The sequence below is a fragment of the Microbacterium sp. MYb62 genome (assembly GCF_002979475.1).
Lineage (GTDB): Bacteria > Actinomycetota > Actinomycetes > Actinomycetales > Microbacteriaceae > Microbacterium.
Genome location: NZ_PCOY01000014.1, coordinates 36,515 through 59,318, shown reverse-complemented (window position 1 = coordinate 59,318; position 22,804 = coordinate 36,515). Strand labels below are relative to the sequence as shown.

Sequence of the window (22,804 nt, the reverse complement as noted above, 5' to 3'; positions counted from 1 at the left end):
TTCCCTTCTTCTCAGCCCTTGATGCCCGTACCGGCCACGCCCTCCTGCACGTACCGCTGAGCGATGAGGTACGCGAGGAAGATGGGCAGCAACGCGACGACGGATCCGGCGAGCATGGTGCTCAGCGGGACGTTCTGCTGCTGCAGCGACGAGATGCCGACGGTGAGTGTGAACATCGCGTTGGACTTCGCGATGATGAGCGGCCACAGGAAGTCGTTCCAGTGCCACAGGAAGACGAAGATGCCGAGCGTCGCCAGGATCGGTTTGCACAGCGGCAGCACGATCCGCAGGAAGATGCGGAACTCTCCCGCACCGTCGATGCGGGCGGCCTCGAACAGCTCATCCGGCAGCCCCGAGATGAACTGCCGCATCAGGAACACGGCTTGCGCGTTCGCGAGCGACGGGAGGATCAGGCCCCAGTAGGTGTCGACGCCGCCGAGGTTCGCCATCAGGATGAACGTCGGGATGAGGGTGACGTGGAACGGCACCATCACCATCGCGAGGAACGACCAGAACATCACCTCCTTGCCGCGGAAGCGCTTCTTGGCGAAGGCGTAACCCGCGAGCGCGGAGAGGAACAGCACCGCCACGACCGAGACGAGCGAGTAGATGAGCGTGTTGCCGAGCCAGCCGAGGATGTTCTGCCCCGCGAGCACCTGCTCGTAGGCGTCGAACGAGATGTCGGAGAAGGGCAGCAGGGAACCGGGGAGCTCGACGACCATGCCGGGCTTCAGGCTCAGCACGACCATCGCGTAGAAGGGGAAGAAGCTGAGGATGCCGGCCAGGCTCAGCCAGATCCAGCGACCGACGATCCCCCAGCCGGTGGGCTGGAGAGCGCGGTAGGCACGACGCTGCTTCGTCGACATCTTCGGGGGCGCGACCGGCGATTGCGTCGGCGGCTGCGTCGGAGGCTGCAACAGAGCGGTCATTTCTGCTTTCCGATCACCAGGCGCTGGATGAGCGCGACGACGAGGGTCATGATGAACAGGGCCACACCGATGGCGGCCGCGTAGCCGTAGTCGAAGTAGCGGAAGCCCTGGTCGTAGAGCATGTAGACGAGCGAGTAGCTCGCGTTCGCAGGCCCGCCCTGGGTCATCACGTAGATCACGTCGAACACCTGGAAGGCGGCGGTCGTCTCGATGACCGCGAGGAAGAAGAAGGTCGGGCGCAGCACCGGGAGGATGATGTGCCGGAAGCGCTGCCAGGCGTTGGCGCCGTCGACCAGGGCCGCCTCCTCGAGCTCACGCGGCACGTCCTGCAACGCGGCGATGAGGATCATCATCCCGTAGCCGAAGCGCGACCAGACGCCGACGACGACGATCGCGGGGATCACGAGCACGGTGCTGCCGAGCCAGGATCCGCCGAGTCCCAGCGGAGTCATCAGCGCCGACCAGGGCCCGTTCGCGGAGAAGATCCACACGAAGATGGAACCGGCCAGCACGAGCGAGGTGATGACGGGGAGGAAGAAGATCGAGCGGAAGAAGCGCGCGCCGCGGAAGGCACGGCGCACGCCGAGGGCCATCACGGTGGACAGCACGAGCGCGATCGGCACCGCGAACACCGTGTAGATGAGGGTGGTGCCCATCGCCCGCCAGAACAGCGGATCGGCGACCATGCGCTGGAAGTGGTCGAGTCCGCGCCAGGCGATCTCGCCGGTGATGTCGTAGTCGAAGAAGCTCAGCGCGACTCCGGCGATGCTCGGTCCGAAGCGGAAGGCGATGAACAGGAGGAAGGCGGGAAGCACGAAGAGGAACGCGATCCGCGCCTCACGTCGTGCGAGCACCCGCGCGACCCGACCTGCGGGCTTCGTCGCCGTGGTTGCCGTCGTCATCAGTGATACCTCACGTGGGGGGAGTGAAGGGGGCGGGGGCATGCGGAGTTCGGGCTCCGCATGCCCCCGGGAGTGCTTACTTCTTGATCAGCGGTGCCGCGGCGGTCGCCGCGTCCTTCAGCGCGTCCTTCGGGGACTTGTCTCCGAGGAGCGCCGCCTGGATCTCCGGTGCGAGCACACCCATCAGCGCGCGCGACGACGCGTTGAGCTCGCCGACCGTGGTGTCGGGGACGTACTTCTCGACCTCGCCGAGCAGCGGGTCATCCGCGTACAGCGGTTCGGTGGTGCTGAGCGCCGAGAAGAAGCCGGACGCCTTGAGGTACGGCTCGACGACGTCGGCGCCGGTGGCGTACTCGGCGAACTTCGCCGCCGCGTCCTGCGCCTTGGAGCCCTTGAGCACCGAGAGCGAGCCGACGGTGCCGTAGGCCACGGACTCCTTCTCGGTCAGCGGCGCGAGCACCTTGACGTTCTCCTCGCCCCAGAACGGCGCGACCTCGGTGACCGCGTTGTTCCAGGTGCAGCCGACCTTGCCCTGGGCGACGGCGGTCTGCTCGAGCGGGACGTTGGTGGTCAGCGCCTCGGGGTCGAGAGCCCCCTCCCCGGCCAGGTCGGTGAGGAAGGTGAGCGCCTGCACGCCCTCCTTGCTGTCGAACCCGACGTCGCCGTCCTTCGTGTAGACCTCGCCGCCGGCCTGCCACAGCAGGGGGTAGTAGGTCAGGTTGAGGGTGTTCTCCGCGGAAGCCGGGTAGTTCAGGGCGTACATGCCCTTCTCCGTGAACTTCGGCGCCATCGCGGTGATGTCGTCCCAGGTCTCGGGGTACTCGGTGACGCCGGCGGCCTCGAAGGCGGCGGCGTTGCAGATGAGCGGCATCGCGCTGGTGAGGATCGGTGCACCGAGGATGTCGCCGTCGAGGGTGACCGACGTCTTCACGTTCGGCAGCAGCTCGCTCTGGCGCTCCTCGCTGAGCAGATCGTTGAGCGGGGCGATCGACTTCTGGTACGCCGCGAGCTGGTCGGGGATCAGGTAGACGACGTCAGGTCCCTTGCCCGCAGCGATCGCGGTCTGGAGAGCTTCGTCGCGGTTCGCCCACGGGAAGATCTCGTAGGTGACGTTGATGTTCTCGTTCTTCTTCTCGAAGTCGGCGATCGTCGAGTCCCAGAAGTCCTTGTGCACCGCCTCGTCGGCGATGACCGGGTAGAGCCAGACGGTGATGTCCTGCTCGCCCTCTGCGGTGTTGCCTCCGCCGGCCGAACATCCGGCCAACAGGGTGGCGGCCGCGATTCCCGCGACGACGCCGGTGATCTTGCTGACGCGCATGGTGCTCCTTTGCTTATACCGTGCTGAGTACGGTTCATTATGACACTGCAATGGGATAATTCGTCAAGTACAAGTTCTCAGAGGCATGTTTCCGCAGTGTTTCCGGCTTGAGAAGGTCAAAGCTCGATCTGAGAATTCGGTGTGCTAATTTGATCGCACCCGACGACGGAGAAGAAGAAGGGAACGCACATGGCCGTGACGAGTCCGCTCTCGATCGTGGCGCGATCCGTGCTGCAGCTGCGCGATGCCGGCCCCGCGACCGTCAACGACCTCTCCCGATCCCTCGAGATCTCGCGCACCTCCGTCGAGAACGCCGTGACCGTGCTGAGCGACTCCGGGCTGATCGTCGACGCCCCGGTGCAGAACGGCGGCGGGGCCGGACGGCCCGCGCGCCGCTACTCCTTCCACGCCGCCGCCGGAACCGTGGTCGGCGTCGACATCGGTGTCGCGAGCGTCCGCGTCGTGCTGGCAGACCTGGCCGGACACGTGATCGCGCAGCGCAGCTACTCGGGCGTCGCCGCCCAGCCCGACGGCGCATCGAAACTGGCCGCCGTCATCGCCGACGTGCGCCGCACCCTCGCCGCCGTCTCGATCCCCGCATCCAAGGTGCGTGCGGTCGGGGTCTCCCTCCCCGGCATCGTCGACGACTCCGGTCGCGTCACGACCTCGGTCGTGATTCCGGAGTGGTCGGGCATCGACCTCGGATCGCAGCTGCGGCAGGCGTTCGGCTGCCCCGTCGCCGTCGACAACGGCGTGCGGCTGGCCGCCGTCGCGGAACACCACCTCGGTGTCGCGCAGCTCGTGGACGACGTCATCTACCTCTCGGTCGGCAACCGCATCGCGATGGGCCTCATCCTCGGCGGTCGCCCCCGTCGCGGCATCCACAACGCCGCCGGCGACATCGGCCGCCTCGCCTTCCGTGGGCTGAACACCGAGACCGGTCAGATCTCGTGGCGCACCGCACCGACAGCCGCCGAGGTGTTCGCCCTGGCACGCGGCGGAGACCAGACCGCCCAGCAGGAGCTCGACGGCTTCATCGACGAGCTCGCCCACGGCATCGCCACCCTGACCATGACGGTCGACCCGGCGATGATCGTGATCGGCGGCGGACTCTCCGCCGCGCACGAACAGCTGCTCGACCCCCTGCGTGCCGCACTGCCCGGCCACCTCGGGCTGCCTTTCCAGGTGCCGATCGCCGAGGCCCGCCTGGGAGCGGAAGCCGCCGCGCACGGCGCGGTCGTGCATGCGTTCCAGCGCCACGCCGCCCAGATCTACGGCATCGAAGACATGCCGGCCCCGCCGATCACCCCCCTGCCGCTCGAGTCGGCCGGGACCGAAGACACCGTCGTCGAGAACACCGAGGAGAAGCAGTGAGCACGTTGAAGGTCGGACTCATCGGCGCCGGCGGGATCTCCCGCGTGCACGCCGACGCCTGGCGGGCGCTCGGCGCCGAGGGATACGTCACCTCGCTCGTCGGAGCCGAGGAGATCGCCGAGGAGTACGGGTTCGAGCTCGTGTCCGACGTCGACACCCTGATCGCACTGGTCGACATCGTCGACATCGTGACCCCCAGCAGCACCCACGCCGACTTCGCGCTGCGGGCCATCGCCCGCGGGCGCGACGTGATCTGCGAGAAGCCGCTCGCGGCGACCGCCGAAGCCGCGGCCACCGTCGCGCGGGCAGCCGAGGCGGCCGACGTGCGGCTCTTCCCGGCTCACGTCGTGCGCTACATGGGCGAGTACGCGCAGATCAAAGCAGGCATCGACGCCGGTCGCATCGGCACGCTCGCGGTGCAGCGCTTCAGCCGTGCCGGCTCCGCACCGCAGACCCCCTGGTTCTTCTCGGAGCGCGCCGGCGGCGGCGTCATCCGCGACCTGATGATCCACGACATCGACCAGGCTGTGTGGTTCGCCGGGCCCGTCGCCGCGGTCTACGCGGTGCAGAACCCGCCGACCGTCGACGACCGCGTGCCCGCTCCGGTCACGTCCCACGTCGTGCTGACGCACCGCAGCGGCGTCATCAGCCACATCCACGGCAGCTGGGTCGCCCCGGGGATGCCGTTCCGCACGAGTGTCGAGGTCGCCGGGTCCGAAGGACGTCTGCGCTACGACAGCGCGGAGGACAACGCCCTGCGCACGGATGCCGTGCTCGACGCCGGAGCGACCGACTACCTGCCGCCGATGTCGCCGGAGGAGAGCCCGTACTACGCCGAGATCGCCGACTTCGTCGCGGCTCTGCGTGAAGGTCGCGACGCCAGGGTCAGCCCTGCCGACGGCATCGAGGCCGTCGCCGTGGCCGAAGCCGCATACGCCTCGATCGCCACCGGAGCCCCTGTCTTCCTCCCGGATCCCGCACAACCCGCCGTCGACGCTGAGGAGGCCGCCCGATGACCGCTCCCACCCCGCTGCGGATCGCGGTCCTGTCGTTCGCGCACACCCATGCGCTGAGCTATGTGCACGCCTTGCAGGCGATGCCGGGCATCGAGCTGATCGCCGCCGACCCCGACGGTGCCACGGCTCCCGACGACGCTCCTCGCGGTGCCGACCTGGCCGCCGAGCTCGGTGTCGCCTACGTCGAGACCTACGAAGAAGCCTTCGCCTGGCAGCCGGACGCCGTCGTCATCGCCGCGGAGAACTCCCGGCATCGCGCCCTCGTCGAGCGCGCGGCCGCCGCCGGGGTGCACGTGCTCTGCGAGAAGCCGCTGGCCACCACGGTCGAAGACGCGATCGCGATGCACGAGGCGTGTGAACGCGCCGGTGTGATGCTCATGGTGGCCTACCCGGTGCGCTTCGCGCCGAGCGTGCGCGAGGCGGTCGCCGAGCTGCGCAGCGGCCGTCTCGGCAAGGTCCTCGGCGTCACCGGCATCAACAACGGCAAGCTCCCCCAGGATCGTGCCTGGTTCACCGACCCCGAGCTCGCGGGGGGTGGCGCGCTGGTCGACCACGTCGTGCACTGCGCCGACATCCTCGACGAGCTGCTGGGCGAGCGAGCGCAGTCCGTGCGTGCCGTGTCCAACCGCATCCTGCACGCGCAGCGCGAGCTCTCGGTCGAGACCGGGGGACTCGTCACCATCCGGTATCCGAGCGGGGTCATCGCCACGATCGACTGCTCCTGGAGCTGGCCGATGAGCTCGGCCACCTGGGGCGGGGTCACGCTGCAGATCGTCGCCGAGCGCGGCACCCTCACGGTCAGCCCCTTCGCCAAGGGCGTCGCCGGCCACGACGCGCACGGCGAGACGTGGAGCCCGGTCGGCGCCGACCTCGACGCGCTGCTGCTCGACGAGTTCGTCCTCGCCGTGCGCGAGGGCAGGCAGCCGCAGCCCGACGCCGCCGTCGGCATCCGCACGGTCGAGATCGCCAAGGCCGCCCAGGCGTCGGCGGCTCGCGGCGGCGAGGTCGTCGCGCTCACATGACCCCGCTTTCGAATCGCTCGATCGGCTGCGGTTCCGGCTGAAACGGCACCGGTCGCGCGATTCGAACGCGGTTCACCACGGCAGAGAGGCCAGGCATGCACACCCCCGAGACGACCACCGGATGGCGAGAGCGCGCTCTGGCCGTGATGCCGGTCGGGTCGAGCACGAACTCCAAGGCACCCGCACTTCTGCCGGAGGAGCCCGAGGTCATCGTCCGCGGGCGGGGGTGCCGGGTCTGGGACGATCGCGGCCGCGAGTTCATCGACTACCGATGCGCGCTCGGCCCGGTGACGCTCGGGTACGCCGACCCGACGGTCGACGCCGCGATCCGCGCGCAGCTCGACGACGGCATCCTGTTCGGTCACCCGCACCCGCTCGAGACGACGACGGCCGAGTTGTTCTGCACGCTCGTGCCGGGCGCGGAGGCCGCACGATTCCTGAAGACGGGCGGAGAGGCGCTGGCCGCCGTGATCCGCATCGCCCGCGCGCACACCGGGCGCGACCGCGTCGTGCAGATCGGCTACAACGGCTGGCTCAACTCCCTCGCGGCAGGTGCCAGGGTTCTCCCGGGCGCGACGTCGGATGCGGTTCCCGGGGTTCCGGCCGCTCTCGCCGCCCTGCACCATGCGGTCGAGTGGGAGGACCGTGCGGCGCTGGACCGCCTGTTCCTCACCCGAGGCTCGGAGATCGCGGTCGTCCTCGTCGCCGCCGACTATCCCGCGATTCCCGAGGCGACGACGTTCTATCGCTATCTGCGCGAGCTCGCCGATCGCCACGGTGCCCTGCTCGCCTACGACGAGATGGTCACCGGGTTCCGCGTGGCCCTCGGCGGAATGGCAGAGGCCACCGGCGTGCTCCCCGACCTGTCGGTGTTCGGCAAGGGGATCGCGAATGGAATGCCGCTGGCGATCTACTGCGGGCGGCGCGAGGTCCTCGGCGTGCTCGATCGCGGAGAGGTGGTCGTGACGTCGACGTACGGCGGCGAGACCCTGTCGCTCGCGGCCGCGACCGCGACGATGACCGCGATCCGCGACCGCGATGTCATCGCCCGACTCCACGCATCCGGAACACGACTGCAGGAAGGCATGAACGCGCTGTTCGTCGAGGCGGGCTCCGGCATCCGGCTCGTCGGTCATCCGGCCTGCCCGCAGTTCGTGGGATCCGACGCCGAGCTCCACGGCTTCCTGCGCGCGGCATTCCGCCACGGCCTCTCCTTCTACCGGGTCGTCTACGTCAACGCTGCGCACACCGACGACGACATCGACGAGACCCTGCGTCGGGTCGCCGACGCCCTCCGGGAGACGGCAGCGCCATGATCGGCATCGACGCCCACACGCACCTCGACGAGGGGCGTTTCGACCCGCACGTGTTCGAGGTCGGCGAGCGGCTCGGCGTCGATCTGTTCCTGTGCAGCAACATCGGGGCCTTCCAGCCGCACCCGAGCCTCGGTGAAGTGCGGGACATGAACGCCGTGCTGGCCGGAGAACTGCGACGCCACCCCGACCGGCTGCGAGGGTACTGCTACGTCAACCCGCGCTTCGGACGCGAGAGTCTCGACGATCTGCGGCGCAATGTGGAGGACCGCGGGATGATCGGCATCAAGCTCTGGATCGCCACCCTCGCCGACGACCCGCTCGCGGATCCGATCCTCGAGTATGCCGCGGAGCACCGCCTGATCGTGCTGGCGCACGCGTGGCGCAAGACCGTCGGCCGCTTCCCCTACGAGTCCACGGCAGACCACATCGCGGCCGCCGCCCGCCGCCACCCCGAGGTGCGCTTCCTGATGGCGCACCTCGGAGGACAGCCGGAGTCGGCGGTGAACACCGTCCGCTCCGTCCCCAACGTCGCGGTCGACACCTCGGGCACGATCATCGGCGCGGGCGAGGTGGCACTGGCCGTCGAGCGCCTCGGACCCGATCGGGTGGTCTTCGGCTCCGACCTGCACCACATCGACCTCGCGGCCAACGTGGGCAAGGTTCTCGGTGCAGGGCTCGACGCCGACACGGAGGAGCGCGTGTTCGGCGGCACCGTCGCCCGCTGGCTCGCGGAGGTGGCGGCATGACCGCGCACGCACATCGGATGCTGCGCGCCTTCGCCGACCTCGGCGCGACCGACACCACGTGCTTCCTCGGACAGTGGCCGTACCGGCTGTCGGCCGCCGCGGATGCCCCGGCCCTGCGCGCCTACGCCGACGGCCTCGGACTGCGCTCGCTCTGGGTCTCGCACCTCGCATCGCTTTTCGGCTTCGACACCCGCTCGGGCAACGAGGCCGTGCTCGCCGCGTGCGCGGGCGACCCGCTGTTCCGGGTGTTCGCGACGATCGACCCACGCGACGCAGCCTGGCTCGACGACCTCGACGACGCCGTGGATGCCGGGGCTGAGGGCGTCCGCGTCGCTCCCGGCTTCCACCGGTACGAGGTCGCGAGCGTGCGTCCGGTGCTCGACGCGTGCGTCGAGCGGGGTCTGCCACTGCAGCTGATCGCCCGGCTCGACGACGCCAGGGTGCGGCATCCGCTCTCCCCCGCGATCGACCTCGACGTGCATCGCATCGCCGACCTCGTGCGGGAGAGCCCCGCGCATCCGCTGCTGCTGAGCGGGCTGAATCGCGCGGACTGGATCGAGCTGAACCGCCATCTCGGCGATGCCGCGCCGGAGTGGCTGCGGCTCGATCTCTGGCACGTCAACGGGCCGACGCACGTCGCCGACCGCTTCGGCGACGACCCGGAGCGCTGGGTCTTCGGGAGTGCGTTCCCCGTGCAGACTGCCGAGGCGACGGCGTTGCAACTCGCGGCATCCACGCTCCCGGTCGAGGCGCTGCAGGCGATCACGTCCGGGAACGCCGCCGCGATCGTGACCTGAGCGTCGTCCGAAACCCGGACGAAAGGGGTTCAGCTCCGCGTGTCGAGCCACGCCCCGCCGCCCGCACAGCAGATCATCTCCGTTTTCGCCCGCGTCATCCTGTACTCCGCGCCCAGCCGGCAGGAGTATGCTGGCGCGTTGGGTCGTCCGACCCCGAAGAGTCCCGAAAGGCGGTGATGGCGATGTCCGATGATAGTTACGACGCCGCCTTCGCTGCGTCGCGACTCCCTGCGCTAGCGCGTTGACCTTCGGGTCCGCTTTCGCACGTCCTTCCCGCAGCCGTCGGCGGCGTCATCCGCCCCCTGACGAATCCGCGCACGGAGCTCTCTGCTGCCGTGCACCTGCGAGAACGGAGCCGCATCATGGCGCTCATCGACAACGGCGTGTACGTCCACGGACGTCGCGTGGAGACCCCGAAGAACCTGGACGAGACCTACCGGATGCTGGATGCCGCCGGCGGGATCGCCTGGATCGGCCTGTACCGGCCCAGCCCCGAGGAAGTGGCGTCCGTCGCTCGCGAGTTCGACCTGCATCCACTCGCCGTCGAGGATGCGCTCTCCGGCCACCAGCGCTCGAAGGTCGAGCGCTACGGCGACACCCTGTTCGCGGTGCTGCGGCCCGCCCGCTACCGCGACGAGCAGGAGTCGATCGAGTTCGGCGAGCTGCACCTGTTCGTCGGCCCCGACTTCGTGGTGACGATCCGGCACGCCGAGTCGCCGAACCTCGCCGCCGTGCGGATGCGGATGGAGGCCCACCCCGAGCTTCTCTCGATGGGCCCGGAGGCCGTGCTCTATGCGATCCTCGACGAGGTCGTCGACGGCTATGAGCCGATCGTGGCCGGTCTGCTGAACGACATCGACGAGATCGAGGACCAGCTCTTCGGCGATGGCGACGACGACAGCGCGCTCTCCCGTCGCATCTACGAGCTGTCCCGCGAGGTCATAAACTTTCAGCGGGCCGTGCACCCCCTGAGCGGGATGCTGGAGTGGCTGCGTCGGGGGTCGGAGAAGTACCGCATCGACGAAGAGCTGCAGCGGTCGCTGCGCGATGTGCTCGACCACACGATCCGCGTCAACGAGCGGGTCGACTCGTTCCGGGCGATCCTCGAGAACGCACTGACCGTGCACTCCGCACTGGTCGCCCGTCGTCAGACCGAGGCCGGGCTCGCGCAGAACGACGAGATCAAGAAGATCTCCTCCTGGGCGGCGATCATCTTCGCCCCGACACTGGTCGGCACCGTGTACGGGATGAACTTCGACGTCATGCCCGAACTGCACTGGGCCTTCGGCTACCCGATGGCCATCGGTGCCATGGCGGCCTTCGCGGTCGGCCTGTTCGGCGTCTTCAAGTTCAAGAAGTGGTTGTGAGCGGCGGGGGCGGGACGGAACCCCTCCGCTTGCTCCGGATGGATCGGAAGATCGCGGGGATCCCGACCATTCCGACGGCCCAGAACACGCCGCCCCAGATCGCGGCATCACCGACGAACGGCAGCCATTCGTAGCCGGTCGGATAGCTGATCCCCGTGCGACCGGTCAGCCGCAGGACCACGTCGTTCGGGTACTCGATGAACGGGTTCGACGAATGGTCCTGCGTCACCCACGGAAACGGGAAGCCGAATCGGACGGACGCGAGATCGGCGTCGGACTGCACGGGGACCCGCTGGGCGACCGTGATCCACCAGGTCACGACGCAGCCGACCGCTGCGGATCCGAGCACGGACAGCAGTGCGCTCGGATTCGCCCGGCGACGTGTCGTCGCCGGGCCGGACGGAGAACTCAGGGCCACGAGGCGACCGGGCTGCCGCCGCCGCTCAGCCCTCGTCCCGTCCGGTGATCTCGTCGAGCAGGTCCTCCAGGTCCTCCAGGTCGACGCTCTCCGTGCCGTCGAGCTCGCGCACCTCGACACCGTCGACCTCGAGATCCTCATCCAGCTGCACGAGGATCCGCGATTCGGGGAACTGCTTGGGCGCGAGGAACGCGAGCAGCACGGCATCGGCGAAGACGACGACAGATGTGGCCTCGAGATCATCACGCAGGTCGATCTGCTCGATGACGGGCTCGTCGTCGACGGCATCGTCGATGTCGGTGGCGACCTCGTCGATCACCGCCCGCCAGCGTGATTCCCCCACCGACAAGATGCGCGAGACCGCCGCGATCAGAGCCCCGTGGTCGACGTCGTCGTCGTGCTCGTCATCGTCCTCGAGTTCCGGATCGACGTTCACGTTCACGACGGTGCCCGCCGCATCGATGCTCGCCCGCCCGTACACGAGACCGTTCTCTGCGACCGGGTCTTCGAGCAACCCGCTCTCGACGATGCGGGCCAGGAGGGTGTCGAGCGCAGGCGAAGTCATACGTCCAGTCTTTCGCATCGAGCGGACGACCGGGCGGTCATCGTCCACGGAGCAGGGGAGTGCAAGCCACAGCCGCCGCCGTGAGGATCGCCGCGACGAACAGGATTCCAGACGCACCGATCGCGGAGTAGGCGATGCCGGCGAGGACGGGTCCGCCGACCGCACCGAGGTTCAGCGCTGCCGTGGCGTACGCACCGCCGAGCACCGGAGCCTCCGATGCCTGGCCGACGATGCGGGCGATGAGCGCCGAGCCGACGGCGAACGACAGCAGCCCACCGATCAGCGCCCCGCCGAACACCACCGGCACGGAGCTGACGCACAGACCGAACACCAGCCAGGCCACGGTCGTGACCGAACCGCCGACGACGACCCACGCGTGAGCGGAGCGAGCCGCCCAGCGCCCGGTGGCCGTCACGCCCAGGAAGGCGCCGATGCCGAAAGCGGCCAACAGCAACGGGATCCCCGACGATGTGATTCCGGCATCCACACCGATGACGGCGAGGAACGTGAAGACCCCGAAGGTCGCGGCGTTCACGAGCACGGCGAGCACCACGGCCGCGAGCACCGGGCGGCGACGCAGCTCTGCGAGTTCCCCGCGCAGTCGGATCTGCGGCGAGCGCGGGACGGCGCTGAGAGTCCGGTCCAGGAGCAGCGCGACGACGGCGGGAACGCACAGCAGCACCACGGCCCAGAACGTGGAGCGCCAGCCGAAGGCCTCCGCCAGCAGAGCACCGGCGGGGACGCCGACGATCGTGGCCAGGGTGGTCCCGGCGAGAAGGATCGCGACGGCGCGGGTCGTCTGCATCGGCGTGACGATGCCCCGCACGGTCGCCAGGGCGATCGCGAGGAACCCGGCGTTCGCGAGCGCGGCGAGGATCCGGCTGAGCAGGAGCAGCCAGAACGACGACACGAGGGCGCCGAACACGTGTGCCGCGAGGAAGATCACGAGCAGCAGCACCAGCGTGCGACGCGGACGCCAGCGACTGGCGAACACGGCCATGATCGGGGCCCCGATGACCATGCCGATCGCGAAGGCGGGGGTCAGGAGCGCCGCCGTGGACGCGTCGACGCCCAGGTCGGAGGAGATCGGGAGAAGGAGGCCGGCGAGCATGAACTCGCTGGTGCCCTGGGCGAAGATCGCCAGGGCGAGGACAGGGATGAGAAAAGGCATGGAGCATCCAGACGGACGGAGCCGCGCGCGCTCAGAGGCGCGTCACGCGGCAGAGGGGAACGGTCGACGAGGATGCGGGGAGCGCACGACGTGCACTCGACCCGCGATCTACGGTCTGTCCGACTCAGGGCTCACCCGTTCACCGTATCCCACGCACAACAGGGACCGGCCTGTCCTCCCGGTCAGTCCTGTTCGGGGACCTTCGCGCGTTCCTTCTCTTTGCGCCACTCGCCGAAGCCCCGCACCAGTGCGAGGACGAGCGCCAAGGAGACCACGACGACGGTGAAGACGGAGTACCACTCCACCTTCTCGGGCCAGGTGGAGATGACCATGCTCAGGGCGAAGAGCATCACCGCGGCCATGAGAAAGTACCATCGGGATGTCCACATGGGTGAAATGATACGTGGTCACCCGTGGACGTGCGAGAAGCGAGGACGAAAACCGTGGCGTCGTCTCGGGCGGTCGCCGATAGGCTCGGATCCGTGCCGAACGCCGAATCCTCCGCTCCCGCATCCGCCGCTTCCGATCTCCGCCGCCTCGCCGCCGCGTTGACCGATTCCGCTCCGATGAACTGGGTCATCACGGGAGACTCGATCACCCACGGTCTGGTGCACACGCAGGGCGGGCGCAGTTACCCGGAGCATCTGCACGAGTTGATCCGCGGCGAGCTGGAGCGCGTCCGCGACGTCGTGCTCAACACCGCGGTCAGCGGCAACCGCATCGTCGACCTCCTCGACGACTGGGACCGTCGGGTCGCCTCGTGGAACCCCGACGTCGTCACCCTGATGATCGGCACGAACGATGCCTCCGACGGCGGCCCGCGGCCTGTCATCACGTCGACCGAGTACGCCGCCTCGCTGCGGGAGTTCGTGACGCGCGTGCGCGCGCTCGGCGCCGTGCCGGTGCTGCAGACGCCGCCGGCGGTCGACGTGTGCAACGCCCCGGAGCGTGCGCGGATCGGAGAGTTCGCGGAGGCCGTGCGCCAGGTCGCCGCGAGCGAGGACGTGATCCTCGTCGACCAGTACGCGCGCTTCGCCGAGCTCGGCGCCGGCGGGGTGCCGTGGGGCCTCATGAACGACCCGTTCCACCCGAACACGGTGGGCCACGCCGCCCTGGCGGTCGAACTCGCGAACGCCCTCGGCATCCGCCCCGCAGGCCCGCGTGCCCGCACGTTCCCCCTGCTCGAGGGTCTGGTCGCGAACAGCCGGCTGAACCCCTGACAGCGGCGGATCACCCCTCACCCTTTCAGGACGAAGATCCCCTGGACGGTGGGCTCGACGCACCAGTAGGTTGAGCGCATTCGCAGTCGTCGAGAGGTGGGGGCATGTCGCACGTCGTCGCAACCGGGGCCGGGAAGGCCATGATGGAACGTCGGAACGATCCGACGCACGACTACATCCTCGAGCTCACCGGCAGGGAGCGGCCGCGGGTCCTCTTCGTCGGCACGGCCACCGGCGACGATGCCGCCTACATCCTGAGCTTCTACTCCACCTATGACTCCGACCGCTGCGCGCCGCACCATCTCCCGCTGTTCCATCGTGCGGTCGACGACCTCGCCGGCTTCGTGAAGGGGTTCGACGTGATCCACGTCGGAGGCGGCAACACCGCGAACATGCTGGATGTCTGGAAGCGGCAGGGCCTCGACGAGATCATGCGCGAGATGTGGGAGGACCCCGCATCGAACGTCGTGTTCACCGGGGGCAGCGCCGGCGGCATCTGCTGGTTCGAGGGCGGCACCACCGACAGCTACGGTCCGACGCTCCAGGTGCTGCCCGAGGGACTCGGCTTCCTGCACGGAAGCTTCTGCCCGCACTACGACGCCGAGGACCAGCGCCGTCCGCTCTTCCACGCCTCCCTTCTGAGCGGGGAGCTCTCGACCGGATACGCGGTCGGCAACCTGCAGTCGCTGCATTTCGAGAACTCCGATTTCGTCACCGCGATCAGCCCGGTCGAAGACGCCCTGGCTCTGCGGGTCGAAGCCATCGACGGGAAGATCGTCGAGACCGCACTACCGACCAAGGTCCTCACGGGATCCGCACCGATCACGAAGGGACCGTCGTCATGAACGACAACGTGTGGATCCTCCTCGCGCAGCTGATCATCGTCATCGGCGCGATCTACATGGGCACCCGCACGAGCGGGATCGGCCTCGGGGTCTGGGGCCTGGTCGGCGTCGCCGTGCTCATCTTCGTCTTCGGCGAGGCGCCGGGCAACGCCCCGGTCGACGCGGTCTTCATCGTGATCACGGTGATCACCGCGGCCTCGACCATGCAGGCGGCAGGCGGCATCGACTGGATGGTGTCCGTCGCCGCGAAGGTGATCAGGCGACGCCCGAGATCCGTGGTGTTCCTCGCCCCGGCGATGTCGTTCCTCTTCACGGTCGGCGCCGGAACGGGCAACATCTTCTATCCCCTGCTGCCCGTCATCTACGACGTCTCGTACCAGCAGAAGATCCGTCCGGAGCGGGCGCTCTCGGTCTCGGCCGTCGCCTCGCAGGTCGGCATCCTCTGCTCGCCCGTGTCCGCCGCGACGGCCTCGATGGTCGTGCTGCTCGCGCCGCAGGGGGTCGACCTCGGCGGACTGCTGCTCATCATGTGGCCGGCATCCATCATCGGACTCTTCGTCGCGGCCCTGGTCATGATGCGACACGGCAAGGACCTCGAAGACGACCCGGAGTTCCAGCGCCGTCTGTCCGAGCACCTGATCAAGCCGCCGGAGACCGACGCCCACGAGAAGAAGCTGTCTCCGACCGCCGTGCTCTCGGCCTCGCTGTTCCTCGCCGGTGTCGGCGTGATCGTGCTCTTCGGCCTCTTCGAAGGGCTGCGTCCGGTCATCGGGACCGACGACGCCGGAGACCCGGTGCGCCTCAGCGTCACGGTCATCATCGAGGTCGTCATGGGCATCATCGCCGCCCTGATCTTCGTGTTCTGCAAGGTCAAGGCCGCCGACGTCCCCAAGCAGCCCACGTTCCCCGCCGGAATCGTCGGTGCGATCGCGCTCTTCGGCATCGCCTGGCTCGCCAACACGTTCGTCGCCGCGAACCAGACGCTGATCGTCGACGGGCTGGGGTCGGTGGTCTCCGGATCGTCGGCGTTCCTGGGCGCGCTGCTCTTCGCGCTGGCGCTGTTCGCCGTCGCGATGCTCACCACGAGTCAGTCGAGCGCGACGAATGCGATCGTCCCGATCGGCATCACGATCGGACTGCCCGCCTCGCTCCTGGTCGGACTGTGGCCCGCGGCGATGGGCATCTACACGCTGCCGGCCAACGGCAGCCAGGTCGCGACGGTGGCCTTCGACCAGACGGGCACGACGAAGATGGGAAAGTTCGTCTTCGACCACTCGTTCCAGCTGCCGAACCTCATCTACATCGGCGTCGCGATCGTCGTCGGGGTTCCGCTCTCGTTCCTGTTCACCTGAGCTGACCGGCGGTCCTCGACATGACGGACAGCGTCGATCGGGCGACACTCCGGCAGTTCCTGCTGGGGCTGGCGCAGGGGATGAACGCCTCAGCCGAGTCGGTCGATCGCATCCGCGACATCATGACCGAGGTGGCGGCGGCGTACGGCGGCGACGATGCGGACTTCGTCGTGCTGCCGACCATCATCCTCATCGAGAGCGGAGAGTCCGAGGAGTCGCGCGTCGCGATCCGTTCGGCTACCAACGCCTCGTTCCGCTTCGATCAGATCGCCGCGCTGTACGAACTCATCGCGCAGGCGAAGACCGGGTCGATCCCGCCGTTGGACGGGATCCGACGCCTGAACGAGATCGGCGCGATGCGGCCGAGGCTCGGCTGGGTCACTCGGACGCTGGGACACGCGGTGCTGACGACCGGACTCGCCCTGCTTCTGGCGCCGACCTGGCAGGGCGTCATCGTCGCCTTCGTGCTCGGCGCGGGGATCGGACTGCTCAAGCTGGTCCGTTCGCCGACGCTGCAGCTGATCATGCCGGTGGCCGCAGCTTTCGTGTGCGCGACCGCCGTCTTCCTCCTGGCAGAGGTGATCGAGATCGGCGATCCGATCCGGTTGCTCATCGCGCCGCTGGTCACGTTCCTGCCCGGGGGTGTGCTCACGAGTGCCACCGTCGAACTCGCCGCGGGCCAGATGATCTCGGGGGCCTCTCGCTTGGTCTACGGCTTCGTCCAGTTGGCCCTGCTCGCATTCGGAATCCTCGCCGCCGGCACCGTCGTCGGCGTCGACTCGTCGCGGTACGAGCCCCTGGATGCGGGTGCGCCGCTGCCGTGGTGGGTGGCGTTCATCGGGATCCTCGTGTTCGCACTCGGCAACTACCTGCACTTCTCCGCGCCGCCGTCGACCTTCGGGTGGGTGCTGCTCGCGCTCGTCGTGGCCTACGCCGGCCAGTGGGCGGGGACGGAGTTCGTCGGCACCACGGTGGGCGGCTTCGTCGGCGCCGTCGCCATGACCCCCGTGGTGCTCTGGATCGCGACCCTCCGACACGGAGCCCCCTCGCAGCTCACCTTCCTCCCGGCGTTCTGGCTGCTGGTCCCCGGTGCCGCCGGACTGGTCGGCCTCACCGAGGCCGTCGCGACCGACGGAGGCCTCTCGGATTTCACCGCCGCCCTGATCTCGGTCATGTCGATCGCTCTCGGCGTGCTCATCGGCACCGCCCTCTACCGCGTCGCCCACCACGGCGCCGAGGAGATCGTGCAGTTCGCGGTCGCGCTCCCTGCCGCCGACGACTCCTCCTCGGCACCGACGCTGTGGTCACGGCTCACGGCGCCCTGGCGCCGCGGTGCCGATCGATGACGCACGGTCAGAACGACCGACATCGAGTCAGCGCGCAGGCTGTTCGTCGGACGCCGCCCATCGGAAGCCGTCCGGGTCGGTCACGGTCTCGGCGTCTCCGTCGACCGGGGTCGCGGCGCCGCCGTCGGTCACCGTCGATCGCCGGACGAGGGTGAGCGGCGGAGTGTCGACGCGTCTCCCCCGATGGCCCACATCCTTCGCGAGCACGGGACTCTGCATCAGGCAGAGGCGCACGGACCCCTCCTCCGGCAGGAAGTCGATGTACTTGCTGCCGTAGTCGCGATCCTTCGTCATCCCGAGGGCGACGTAGAACGGCACCGACTTCTTCGGATCGGAGACCCCGAGGATGACCGTCGTCTCCAGCGGCTTCGGCGACGGCGAAGGCGCGGTCGTGTCCTTGTTCGACTGCGAGGCGAGCTTCCAGATCACACCGTCCGGGCTGCGGAAGCTGCCGGCGAACGAACCGAACAGCGCCTTCTTGGCGGGCTTGAGGATCTCCGCCCCGTGCCGCGCGGCGGCCTCCATGACCGCGCGCACCTCACCCGGTTGGGCGAGGATGTAGGTGACGACGAACCCGGGGAATCCCTCCGCCGCACCGGCGCCGGGTTCCAGCCGGAGTCGACCGACCCCGTGCAGGTCCACGTCCACCGACGCCCCGTCCTGCACCGTCGGTGCCGAGAAGGTTCGCCCATAGAATTCTGCGGCTTCCTGCACCTGATCGCCGACGATCGTGATCGAGTGGAGTGCGGAACTCATGCCGGCCACCCCTCAGCCCCCCGCGGCGGCACGCGTCGCGTGACGCACGACTTCGCCGAGGCGCTCCCACGCCTGCTCGGAGGGATCCTGCAGCGCGTAGGCCGTCGGCCAGAGCCCGTCATCCGTGTCGAGATCGGCGTGGACGCTGAACCCGAAGGTCGAGTACCGCTCCTTGTCCATCTGCCCGCTGCGGAAGAAGCACACCACCTTGCCGTCGCGCGCGTAGCCGGGCTGCGAGTAGTACAGCTTCGGGGCGAGGTCGGGGGCCACCGTCGATACGATCGCGTGCACACGCTCCGCCATCTCACGGTCGCCGTCGGGCATCTGAGCGATCTTCGCCTGCACATCCGCTTCCTCTGCGGCCGCCTTCTCCGCGCCCTTCGCGCGTCGCGCCTCCGCCTTGAGCTCGGTCGCCCTGTCCTTCATCGCGGCGCGCTCCTCGGCCGAGAATCCGGTGTTGACGTCTTTCTCCGACATCGGTTCCACCTCCTGATCTGAATGGGATGCTGCCCAGGCTAAGAGCGAAGACGGTTCAGGACTTCTCGATTCCGTACCTCTTCCCGCCGTCGCCGCGCGATGGCTGTCAGGATGGACGCATGGAGTCCCCCGGTACCGCGACGACCGATCGACGCGCGATCGTCGTGATCCGCCGCGTGCGCGACCGGATGGATCGGGAGTACGCGTCTCCGCTGAACGTGGAGGATCTGGCCAGGGCCGTGCACCTGTCCCCCGGGTATCTGAGTCGGGAGTTCCGCCGGATCTACGGCGAATCGCCGTACTCGTATCTGATGACCCGGCGCATCGAACGGGCGATGACCCTGCTGCGTCGCGGCGATCTCTCGATCACCGACGTCTGCTTCACCGTGGGGTTCTCATCGCTCGGCACCTTCAGCACCCGGTTCTCGGAGCTCGTGGGCGTCTCCCCCCGCACATATCGCGACGACCCCTCGCGGTCCCTCGACGGCATCCCGCCGTGCCTCGCGAAGCATGTGACCAGACCGGTCAGGAATCAAGAAGTACGCGTCGCCCGATCCGTCTAGCGTGGGCGGCATGAACGTCACAATCCACTACGCCTTCCTTCCGCACACCGACGCCGAGGCCGCCCTCGGCTTCTACCGCGATCTGCTCGGCTTCGAGGTCCGCAAGGATGTCGGATACGAGGACATGCGCTGGATCACGGTCGGTCCTGTCGGCCAGCCGGGCACCTCGATCGTGCTCCAGCCGCCCGCCGTCGACCCCGGCATCACCGACGAGGAGCGCGAGACGATCCTCACCTTGATCGCGAAGGGCGTCTACGGCGGCGTCACCCTCGGGTCCGACGACCTCGACGCCCTTTTCGAGCGCATGGAGGCGGGAGGGGCGGACATCGTCCAGGAGCCCACGGATCAGGATTACGGCGTGCGCGACTGCGCGTTCCGCGACCCGGCCGGGAACCTCATCCGGGTCAATCAGATCGACTGATCGCGGGCTCAGCCCGCATCGCCCGCAGCGCCCGGACCGCGCAGATACGCGTGTCCGCGCGGGGACAGCTCGTAGCCGATCGTCAGGCTCCGGGTGAGTCCGAGCTCCTTCAGCTTTCGGATGCTGCGCTTGAAGACGTCTTTGGGCAGGTCCCCGCGGAGTGCTTCCGCGGGGACGCCCGGGTGATCGCGTATCGATTCCAGCGCGCCGCGGGTCCACGCGCCTACGGCGCTCGAGCGATCCAGTCCGGCCAAGCGGGCATCGATCTCCTCACGATCGGCATCGGCGAGTTCGGCGTCTTCGGCGAGCGCGATCCGGGGATCCGGGCCGACCCAGGCGAGTCCGATGCGGAAGACGGGATCCGTGGCCTGTCCGCGGAACGTCGACAGCAGGGACGCCGTCGTCCGCACACCGGCCGCGCGCGCATCGTCTTCGGTGATGCGCGCCGCCGCCGTCTCGGCGATCGAGACGATCTCGATGATGCCGGCCGAGGAGAGGAAACGGTCCCCCGGCCGGACGCGCGCACGGCTCCAGCGGCGGAAGGCGAGTGTCACCGAGCCGCTCGCCACACCTCGCGCCACCGCATCCGTGAGCATCATCGGAGCCACCGGAGAGGGACGGGCGCTCCGTCGAGGCTCACGATCATGGCGACACGGTACCACCCGCGTGGATCTGCACGACTTGCCCGGATTCGCATCCACATGAGTAGTGTGTTACACGTAAGAACGAAGTCGATGGTCAGGACATGCAGCTTCTGCCATACGAACCTCGTCTCCGGTACCGCCGCATCGAAGTTCGCACGCATCCGATCCGACACGTCCGACGAAGGGACTCCGCATGCCACAAGAAGCCGCACCACCCACGAGGATCTCGTCAGCGCGAGACAACCGCTCACGCACCTCCGCCCGACGCACTTCCGCCCGAGGCGCCACCGCCACGACAGCCGCCGCTCTGCTCCTCGCGGTGGCCGCAGTACTGTTCCCCGCACCGGCATCCGCCAGTGAGGGCGCGCCTTTCCTGAACGCCGACGGCTCGGCCTGCAACGGCCGGGCCCTCCTCATGAAGGAGCAGGCTCCCGCGGATCGAGGCATCATCTCCCTCGATCTCGCAGCCGGCGCGCAGAGCCCGAACACGCCGACCGCCAACGGGTACGCCTTCAACTCCGCCGGCTACAACCCCGAGGACGGTCACCTCTACGGCACCTATCGCATGGAGACGGGTGGACCGGGCGCCGGCCCCGCGCCGGCCGCTACGAACGGGACGATCTGGCGGATCGCCGCCGACGGCACCTACGAGCAGGTCGAGCTGTCCGGGCCCGGGGTGGTGGCACCGACACCGGCGAACAACAACCTCGGCTCGCTCCCGTTCCTCAACGCACCGAGCTACCCCATCGGCGACTTCGACGAAGACGGCCACTACTGGGTCGCGGCACGCACCTCCGACGGCGGCACGCACACGGGTCCGCTGTACGAGATCGCCATCACTCCCGGCACCGCCACCACCCGACCGACCGGTGTCGTCGTCTCGATGATCGACCCGCAGCAGGACGTCGGCGAGAGCGACTTCACCTACATCCCTGGTACCGACTCCTTCTGGAGCGTCACCGACGCTCCTGGCAGTCACCTGGTCGCGATCAACAGGTCCGGCGTGGTGACCGGCTACGGCGTGGTCGCGAATCTGCCCGTCGCGCAGTACATCGGCATGTACGCCGATGCCAACGCCAACATCTACGCCGTCCGGATAGGCACCGGCGACGTGTACGCGATCAATCGCACGGCCGCCGTCGACGGCGGCGAACCGCTGGCCGCGACCCTGGTGTCGAACATCGGGCCGATCGGCAACGGAGATGCTGCCCAGTGCGGTGCGATCCAACCGCTGCCCGCGCTGCGCTTCGGCAAGGTCGTCGACCAGGCCCAGTCCATGTCGGGCGGCGTGCTCACCTATACCCTGACCGTGCAGAACGTGGGGCTCGTGGATCTGACCGACGTCCCCGTGCACGACGCACTGGGAGCTGGAGCGACCTATGTCGACGGCACCGCGCGCCTCGACGGCGTCCCCACCGGAACCTACGCAGGCCCCGCACCGGGGACGATCGACTGGACGATCCCGTCCCTCGCCCGCGGCGCGACCGCCACGATGACGTTCCAGGTCACGGTCGATCCCGGCGTGCAGCCCCACACCATCGTCAACCGGATGAGCACCGAGTACCCCCCGGGTGAGGTTCCGCCCGGCACCCCGCCGCCCGCGGTCGACCACCCCTGCGAAGATGACCCGACCCGCTCCTGCGCGATCACGGAGATCCCCGGGACCCCGACGATCACCTTCGGGAAGACGGTCGATCGTGTCACCGCGGCGATCGGCGACACCCTGACCTACACGGTCCGCGTCGCGAACACCGGCGGCGCGGATGCCGCGAACGTCGCGGTCACCGACGCTCTCCCCGATGGCGTCACGTTCGTCTCGGCGGACAACGGCGGAATCGGCCTCGACGATGTCGTGTCGTGGACCATCCCATCGCTCACCGCGGGAAGCAGCGTCGATCTGCACATCACCGCAACCATCGACGCGACGGCCTCGGCGGGGACCGTCACCAACCGTGTCATCGTGACACCGCCGCCGGGCACCCCGCCGGCCACGGTCGAGTACCCCTGCGCCGATGACGCGACGCGGTCGTGCGCGAGCACCGAGATCCCTCCGACCCCGGATGTGCCGACGAAGCCGAAGAAGGGCGGCAGCACGTCGCTGGCCAGCACGGGCGCTGAGGCCTCCCCACTCTGGGCGCTGAGTGGTGCGGGGCTTCTCGCCCTCGGCACGCTGCTGCTGATCGGTCTCCGCCGCCGCGCGTGATCGTCGACGTGGGGTCCGCGTCGGAATCGGCGCGGG

24 protein-coding genes are annotated in these 22,804 nt (G+C 68.8%); 14 read left to right on the top strand and 10 right to left on the bottom strand.

Going from position 1 to position 22,804, the window contains the following annotated elements:
- Positions 1 to 11 precede the first annotated feature (11 nt).
- From CQ042_RS13925 to CQ042_RS13915, 3 genes are all read right to left on the bottom strand, one after another.
- A complete protein-coding gene (locus tag CQ042_RS13925) occupies positions 12 to 929 on the bottom strand; it encodes a carbohydrate ABC transporter permease (protein WP_105671047.1) in 918 nt (305 codons plus the stop codon).
- Positions 926 to 1,831, bottom strand: coding sequence for a carbohydrate ABC transporter permease (locus CQ042_RS13920; RefSeq protein ID WP_105671046.1), 906 nt, complete (start codon positions 1,829 to 1,831; stop codon positions 926 to 928). Before CQ042_RS13920 ends, CQ042_RS13925 begins: the two co-directional genes overlap by 4 nt.
- A gap of 76 nt (positions 1,832 to 1,907) precedes the next feature.
- Positions 1,908 to 3,149, bottom strand: coding sequence for an ABC transporter substrate-binding protein (locus tag CQ042_RS13915; protein WP_105671045.1), 1,242 nt, complete (start codon positions 3,147 to 3,149; stop codon positions 1,908 to 1,910).
- 189 nt (positions 3,150 to 3,338) lie between these two features.
- Here CQ042_RS13915 and CQ042_RS13910 point away from each other — a divergent pair, with 189 nt between their 5' ends.
- The 7 genes from CQ042_RS13910 to CQ042_RS13880 all read left to right on the top strand — a co-directional run bounded on the left by CQ042_RS13910 (position 3,339) and on the right by CQ042_RS13880 (position 10,787).
- A complete protein-coding gene (locus tag CQ042_RS13910; protein ID WP_105671044.1) occupies positions 3,339 to 4,523 on the top strand; it encodes an ROK family protein in 1,185 nt (394 codons plus the stop codon).
- Positions 4,520 to 5,539 (top strand): Gfo/Idh/MocA family protein, encoded by a 1,020-nt coding sequence (locus CQ042_RS13905; protein ID WP_105671043.1) that lies wholly within the window; start codon positions 4,520 to 4,522, stop codon positions 5,537 to 5,539. Before CQ042_RS13910 ends, CQ042_RS13905 begins: the two co-directional genes overlap by 4 nt.
- Positions 5,536 to 6,561, top strand: a complete 1,026-nt coding sequence (locus CQ042_RS13900) for a Gfo/Idh/MocA family protein (protein WP_105671042.1) — start codon at positions 5,536 to 5,538, stop codon at positions 6,559 to 6,561. The genes CQ042_RS13905 and CQ042_RS13900 overlap by 4 nt, the downstream gene beginning before the upstream one ends.
- Before the next feature lie 95 nt (positions 6,562 to 6,656).
- Positions 6,657 to 7,877 carry an aminotransferase class III-fold pyridoxal phosphate-dependent enzyme gene (locus tag CQ042_RS13895; RefSeq protein WP_105671041.1) on the top strand — a complete coding sequence of 407 codons (1,221 nt, stop codon included), beginning with the start codon at positions 6,657 to 6,659 and terminating at the stop codon, positions 7,875 to 7,877.
- Complete coding sequence (locus CQ042_RS13890) at positions 7,874 to 8,623, top strand: amidohydrolase family protein (RefSeq protein WP_105671040.1); 750 nt, start codon at positions 7,874 to 7,876, stop codon at positions 8,621 to 8,623. The genes CQ042_RS13895 and CQ042_RS13890 overlap by 4 nt, the downstream gene beginning before the upstream one ends.
- Complete coding sequence (locus CQ042_RS13885) at positions 8,620 to 9,420, top strand: amidohydrolase family protein (RefSeq protein WP_105671039.1); 801 nt, start codon at positions 8,620 to 8,622, stop codon at positions 9,418 to 9,420. Before CQ042_RS13890 ends, CQ042_RS13885 begins: the two co-directional genes overlap by 4 nt.
- 362 nt (positions 9,421 to 9,782) lie before the next feature.
- Complete coding sequence (locus CQ042_RS13880) at positions 9,783 to 10,787, top strand: magnesium and cobalt transport protein CorA (RefSeq protein WP_105671038.1); 1,005 nt, start codon at positions 9,783 to 9,785, stop codon at positions 10,785 to 10,787.
- Here the strand turns inward: CQ042_RS13880 and CQ042_RS13875 are convergent.
- The 4 genes from CQ042_RS13875 to CQ042_RS13860 form a co-directional block, all read right to left on the bottom strand.
- The gene (locus CQ042_RS13875; protein WP_105671037.1) at positions 10,771 to 11,205 is read right to left on the bottom strand and encodes a hypothetical protein; all 435 of its coding nucleotides are present in this window, start codon (positions 11,203 to 11,205) and stop codon (positions 10,771 to 10,773) included. The two genes, CQ042_RS13880 and CQ042_RS13875, sit on opposite strands and share 17 nt — an antisense overlap.
- Before the next feature lie 25 nt (positions 11,206 to 11,230).
- Complete coding sequence (locus CQ042_RS13870; RefSeq protein ID WP_105671036.1) at positions 11,231 to 11,770, bottom strand: cytochrome C5; 540 nt, start codon at positions 11,768 to 11,770, stop codon at positions 11,231 to 11,233.
- A gap of 37 nt (positions 11,771 to 11,807) precedes the next feature.
- Entirely contained in the window at positions 11,808 to 12,941 is a 1,134-nt protein-coding gene (locus CQ042_RS13865; RefSeq protein ID WP_105671035.1) for an MFS transporter, read from the bottom strand.
- Between the two features lie 182 nt (positions 12,942 to 13,123).
- A complete protein-coding gene (locus tag CQ042_RS13860) occupies positions 13,124 to 13,330 on the bottom strand; it encodes a hypothetical protein (RefSeq protein ID WP_146115402.1) in 207 nt (68 codons plus the stop codon).
- 93 nt (positions 13,331 to 13,423) lie between these two features.
- On the opposite strand from CQ042_RS13860, the gene CQ042_RS13855 reads away from it, so the two are divergent.
- The 4 genes from CQ042_RS13855 (at position 13,424) to CQ042_RS13840 (ending at position 17,704) form a co-directional block, all read left to right on the top strand.
- Positions 13,424 to 14,161 carry an SGNH/GDSL hydrolase family protein gene (locus CQ042_RS13855; protein WP_105671078.1) on the top strand — a complete coding sequence of 246 codons (738 nt, stop codon included), beginning with the start codon at positions 13,424 to 13,426 and terminating at the stop codon, positions 14,159 to 14,161.
- Positions 14,162 to 14,265: 104 nt separating this feature from the next.
- Positions 14,266 to 15,006, top strand: coding sequence for a peptidase E (locus CQ042_RS13850; protein ID WP_105671033.1), 741 nt, complete (start codon positions 14,266 to 14,268; stop codon positions 15,004 to 15,006).
- Positions 15,003 to 16,358 carry an anaerobic C4-dicarboxylate transporter family protein gene (locus CQ042_RS13845; protein WP_105671032.1) on the top strand — a complete coding sequence of 452 codons (1,356 nt, stop codon included), beginning with the start codon at positions 15,003 to 15,005 and terminating at the stop codon, positions 16,356 to 16,358. Before CQ042_RS13850 ends, CQ042_RS13845 begins: the two co-directional genes overlap by 4 nt.
- Positions 16,359 to 16,378: 20 nt before the next feature.
- Positions 16,379 to 17,704, top strand: a complete 1,326-nt coding sequence (locus CQ042_RS13840; RefSeq protein ID WP_105671031.1) for a threonine/serine exporter ThrE family protein — start codon at positions 16,379 to 16,381, stop codon at positions 17,702 to 17,704.
- 27 nt (positions 17,705 to 17,731) lie between these two features.
- Here the strand turns inward: CQ042_RS13840 and CQ042_RS13835 are convergent, their stop codons facing one another.
- Together CQ042_RS13835 and CQ042_RS13830 are read right to left on the bottom strand one after the other, a co-directional pair.
- The gene (locus CQ042_RS13835) at positions 17,732 to 18,460 is read right to left on the bottom strand and encodes a VOC family protein (RefSeq protein WP_146115401.1); all 729 of its coding nucleotides are present in this window, start codon (positions 18,458 to 18,460) and stop codon (positions 17,732 to 17,734) included.
- A 12-nt stretch (positions 18,461 to 18,472) separates the two neighbouring features.
- A complete protein-coding gene (locus CQ042_RS13830) occupies positions 18,473 to 18,937 on the bottom strand; it encodes a DUF1801 domain-containing protein (RefSeq protein ID WP_105671029.1) in 465 nt (154 codons plus the stop codon).
- A 119-nt stretch (positions 18,938 to 19,056) separates the two neighbouring features.
- Here CQ042_RS13830 and CQ042_RS13825 point away from each other — a divergent pair, with 119 nt between their 5' ends.
- Together CQ042_RS13825 and CQ042_RS13820 are read left to right on the top strand one after the other, a co-directional pair.
- Positions 19,057 to 19,500, top strand: a complete 444-nt coding sequence (locus CQ042_RS13825) for a helix-turn-helix transcriptional regulator (protein ID WP_105671028.1) — start codon at positions 19,057 to 19,059, stop codon at positions 19,498 to 19,500.
- 10 nt (positions 19,501 to 19,510) lie between these two features.
- Complete coding sequence (locus tag CQ042_RS13820) at positions 19,511 to 19,921, top strand: VOC family protein (RefSeq protein WP_105671077.1); 411 nt, start codon at positions 19,511 to 19,513, stop codon at positions 19,919 to 19,921.
- A gap of 8 nt (positions 19,922 to 19,929) precedes the next feature.
- Here CQ042_RS13820 and CQ042_RS13815 read toward each other — a convergent pair whose 3' ends face one another.
- Positions 19,930 to 20,520 carry a hypothetical protein gene (locus CQ042_RS13815; protein WP_105671027.1) on the bottom strand — a complete coding sequence of 197 codons (591 nt, stop codon included), beginning with the start codon at positions 20,518 to 20,520 and terminating at the stop codon, positions 19,930 to 19,932.
- A 364-nt stretch (positions 20,521 to 20,884) separates the two neighbouring features.
- Between CQ042_RS13815 and CQ042_RS13810 the strand changes: the two genes are divergently transcribed.
- Positions 20,885 to 22,768, top strand: a complete 1,884-nt coding sequence (locus tag CQ042_RS13810; protein WP_181157574.1) for a DUF11 domain-containing protein — start codon at positions 20,885 to 20,887, stop codon at positions 22,766 to 22,768.
- Positions 22,769 to 22,804: the final 36 nt, after the last annotated feature.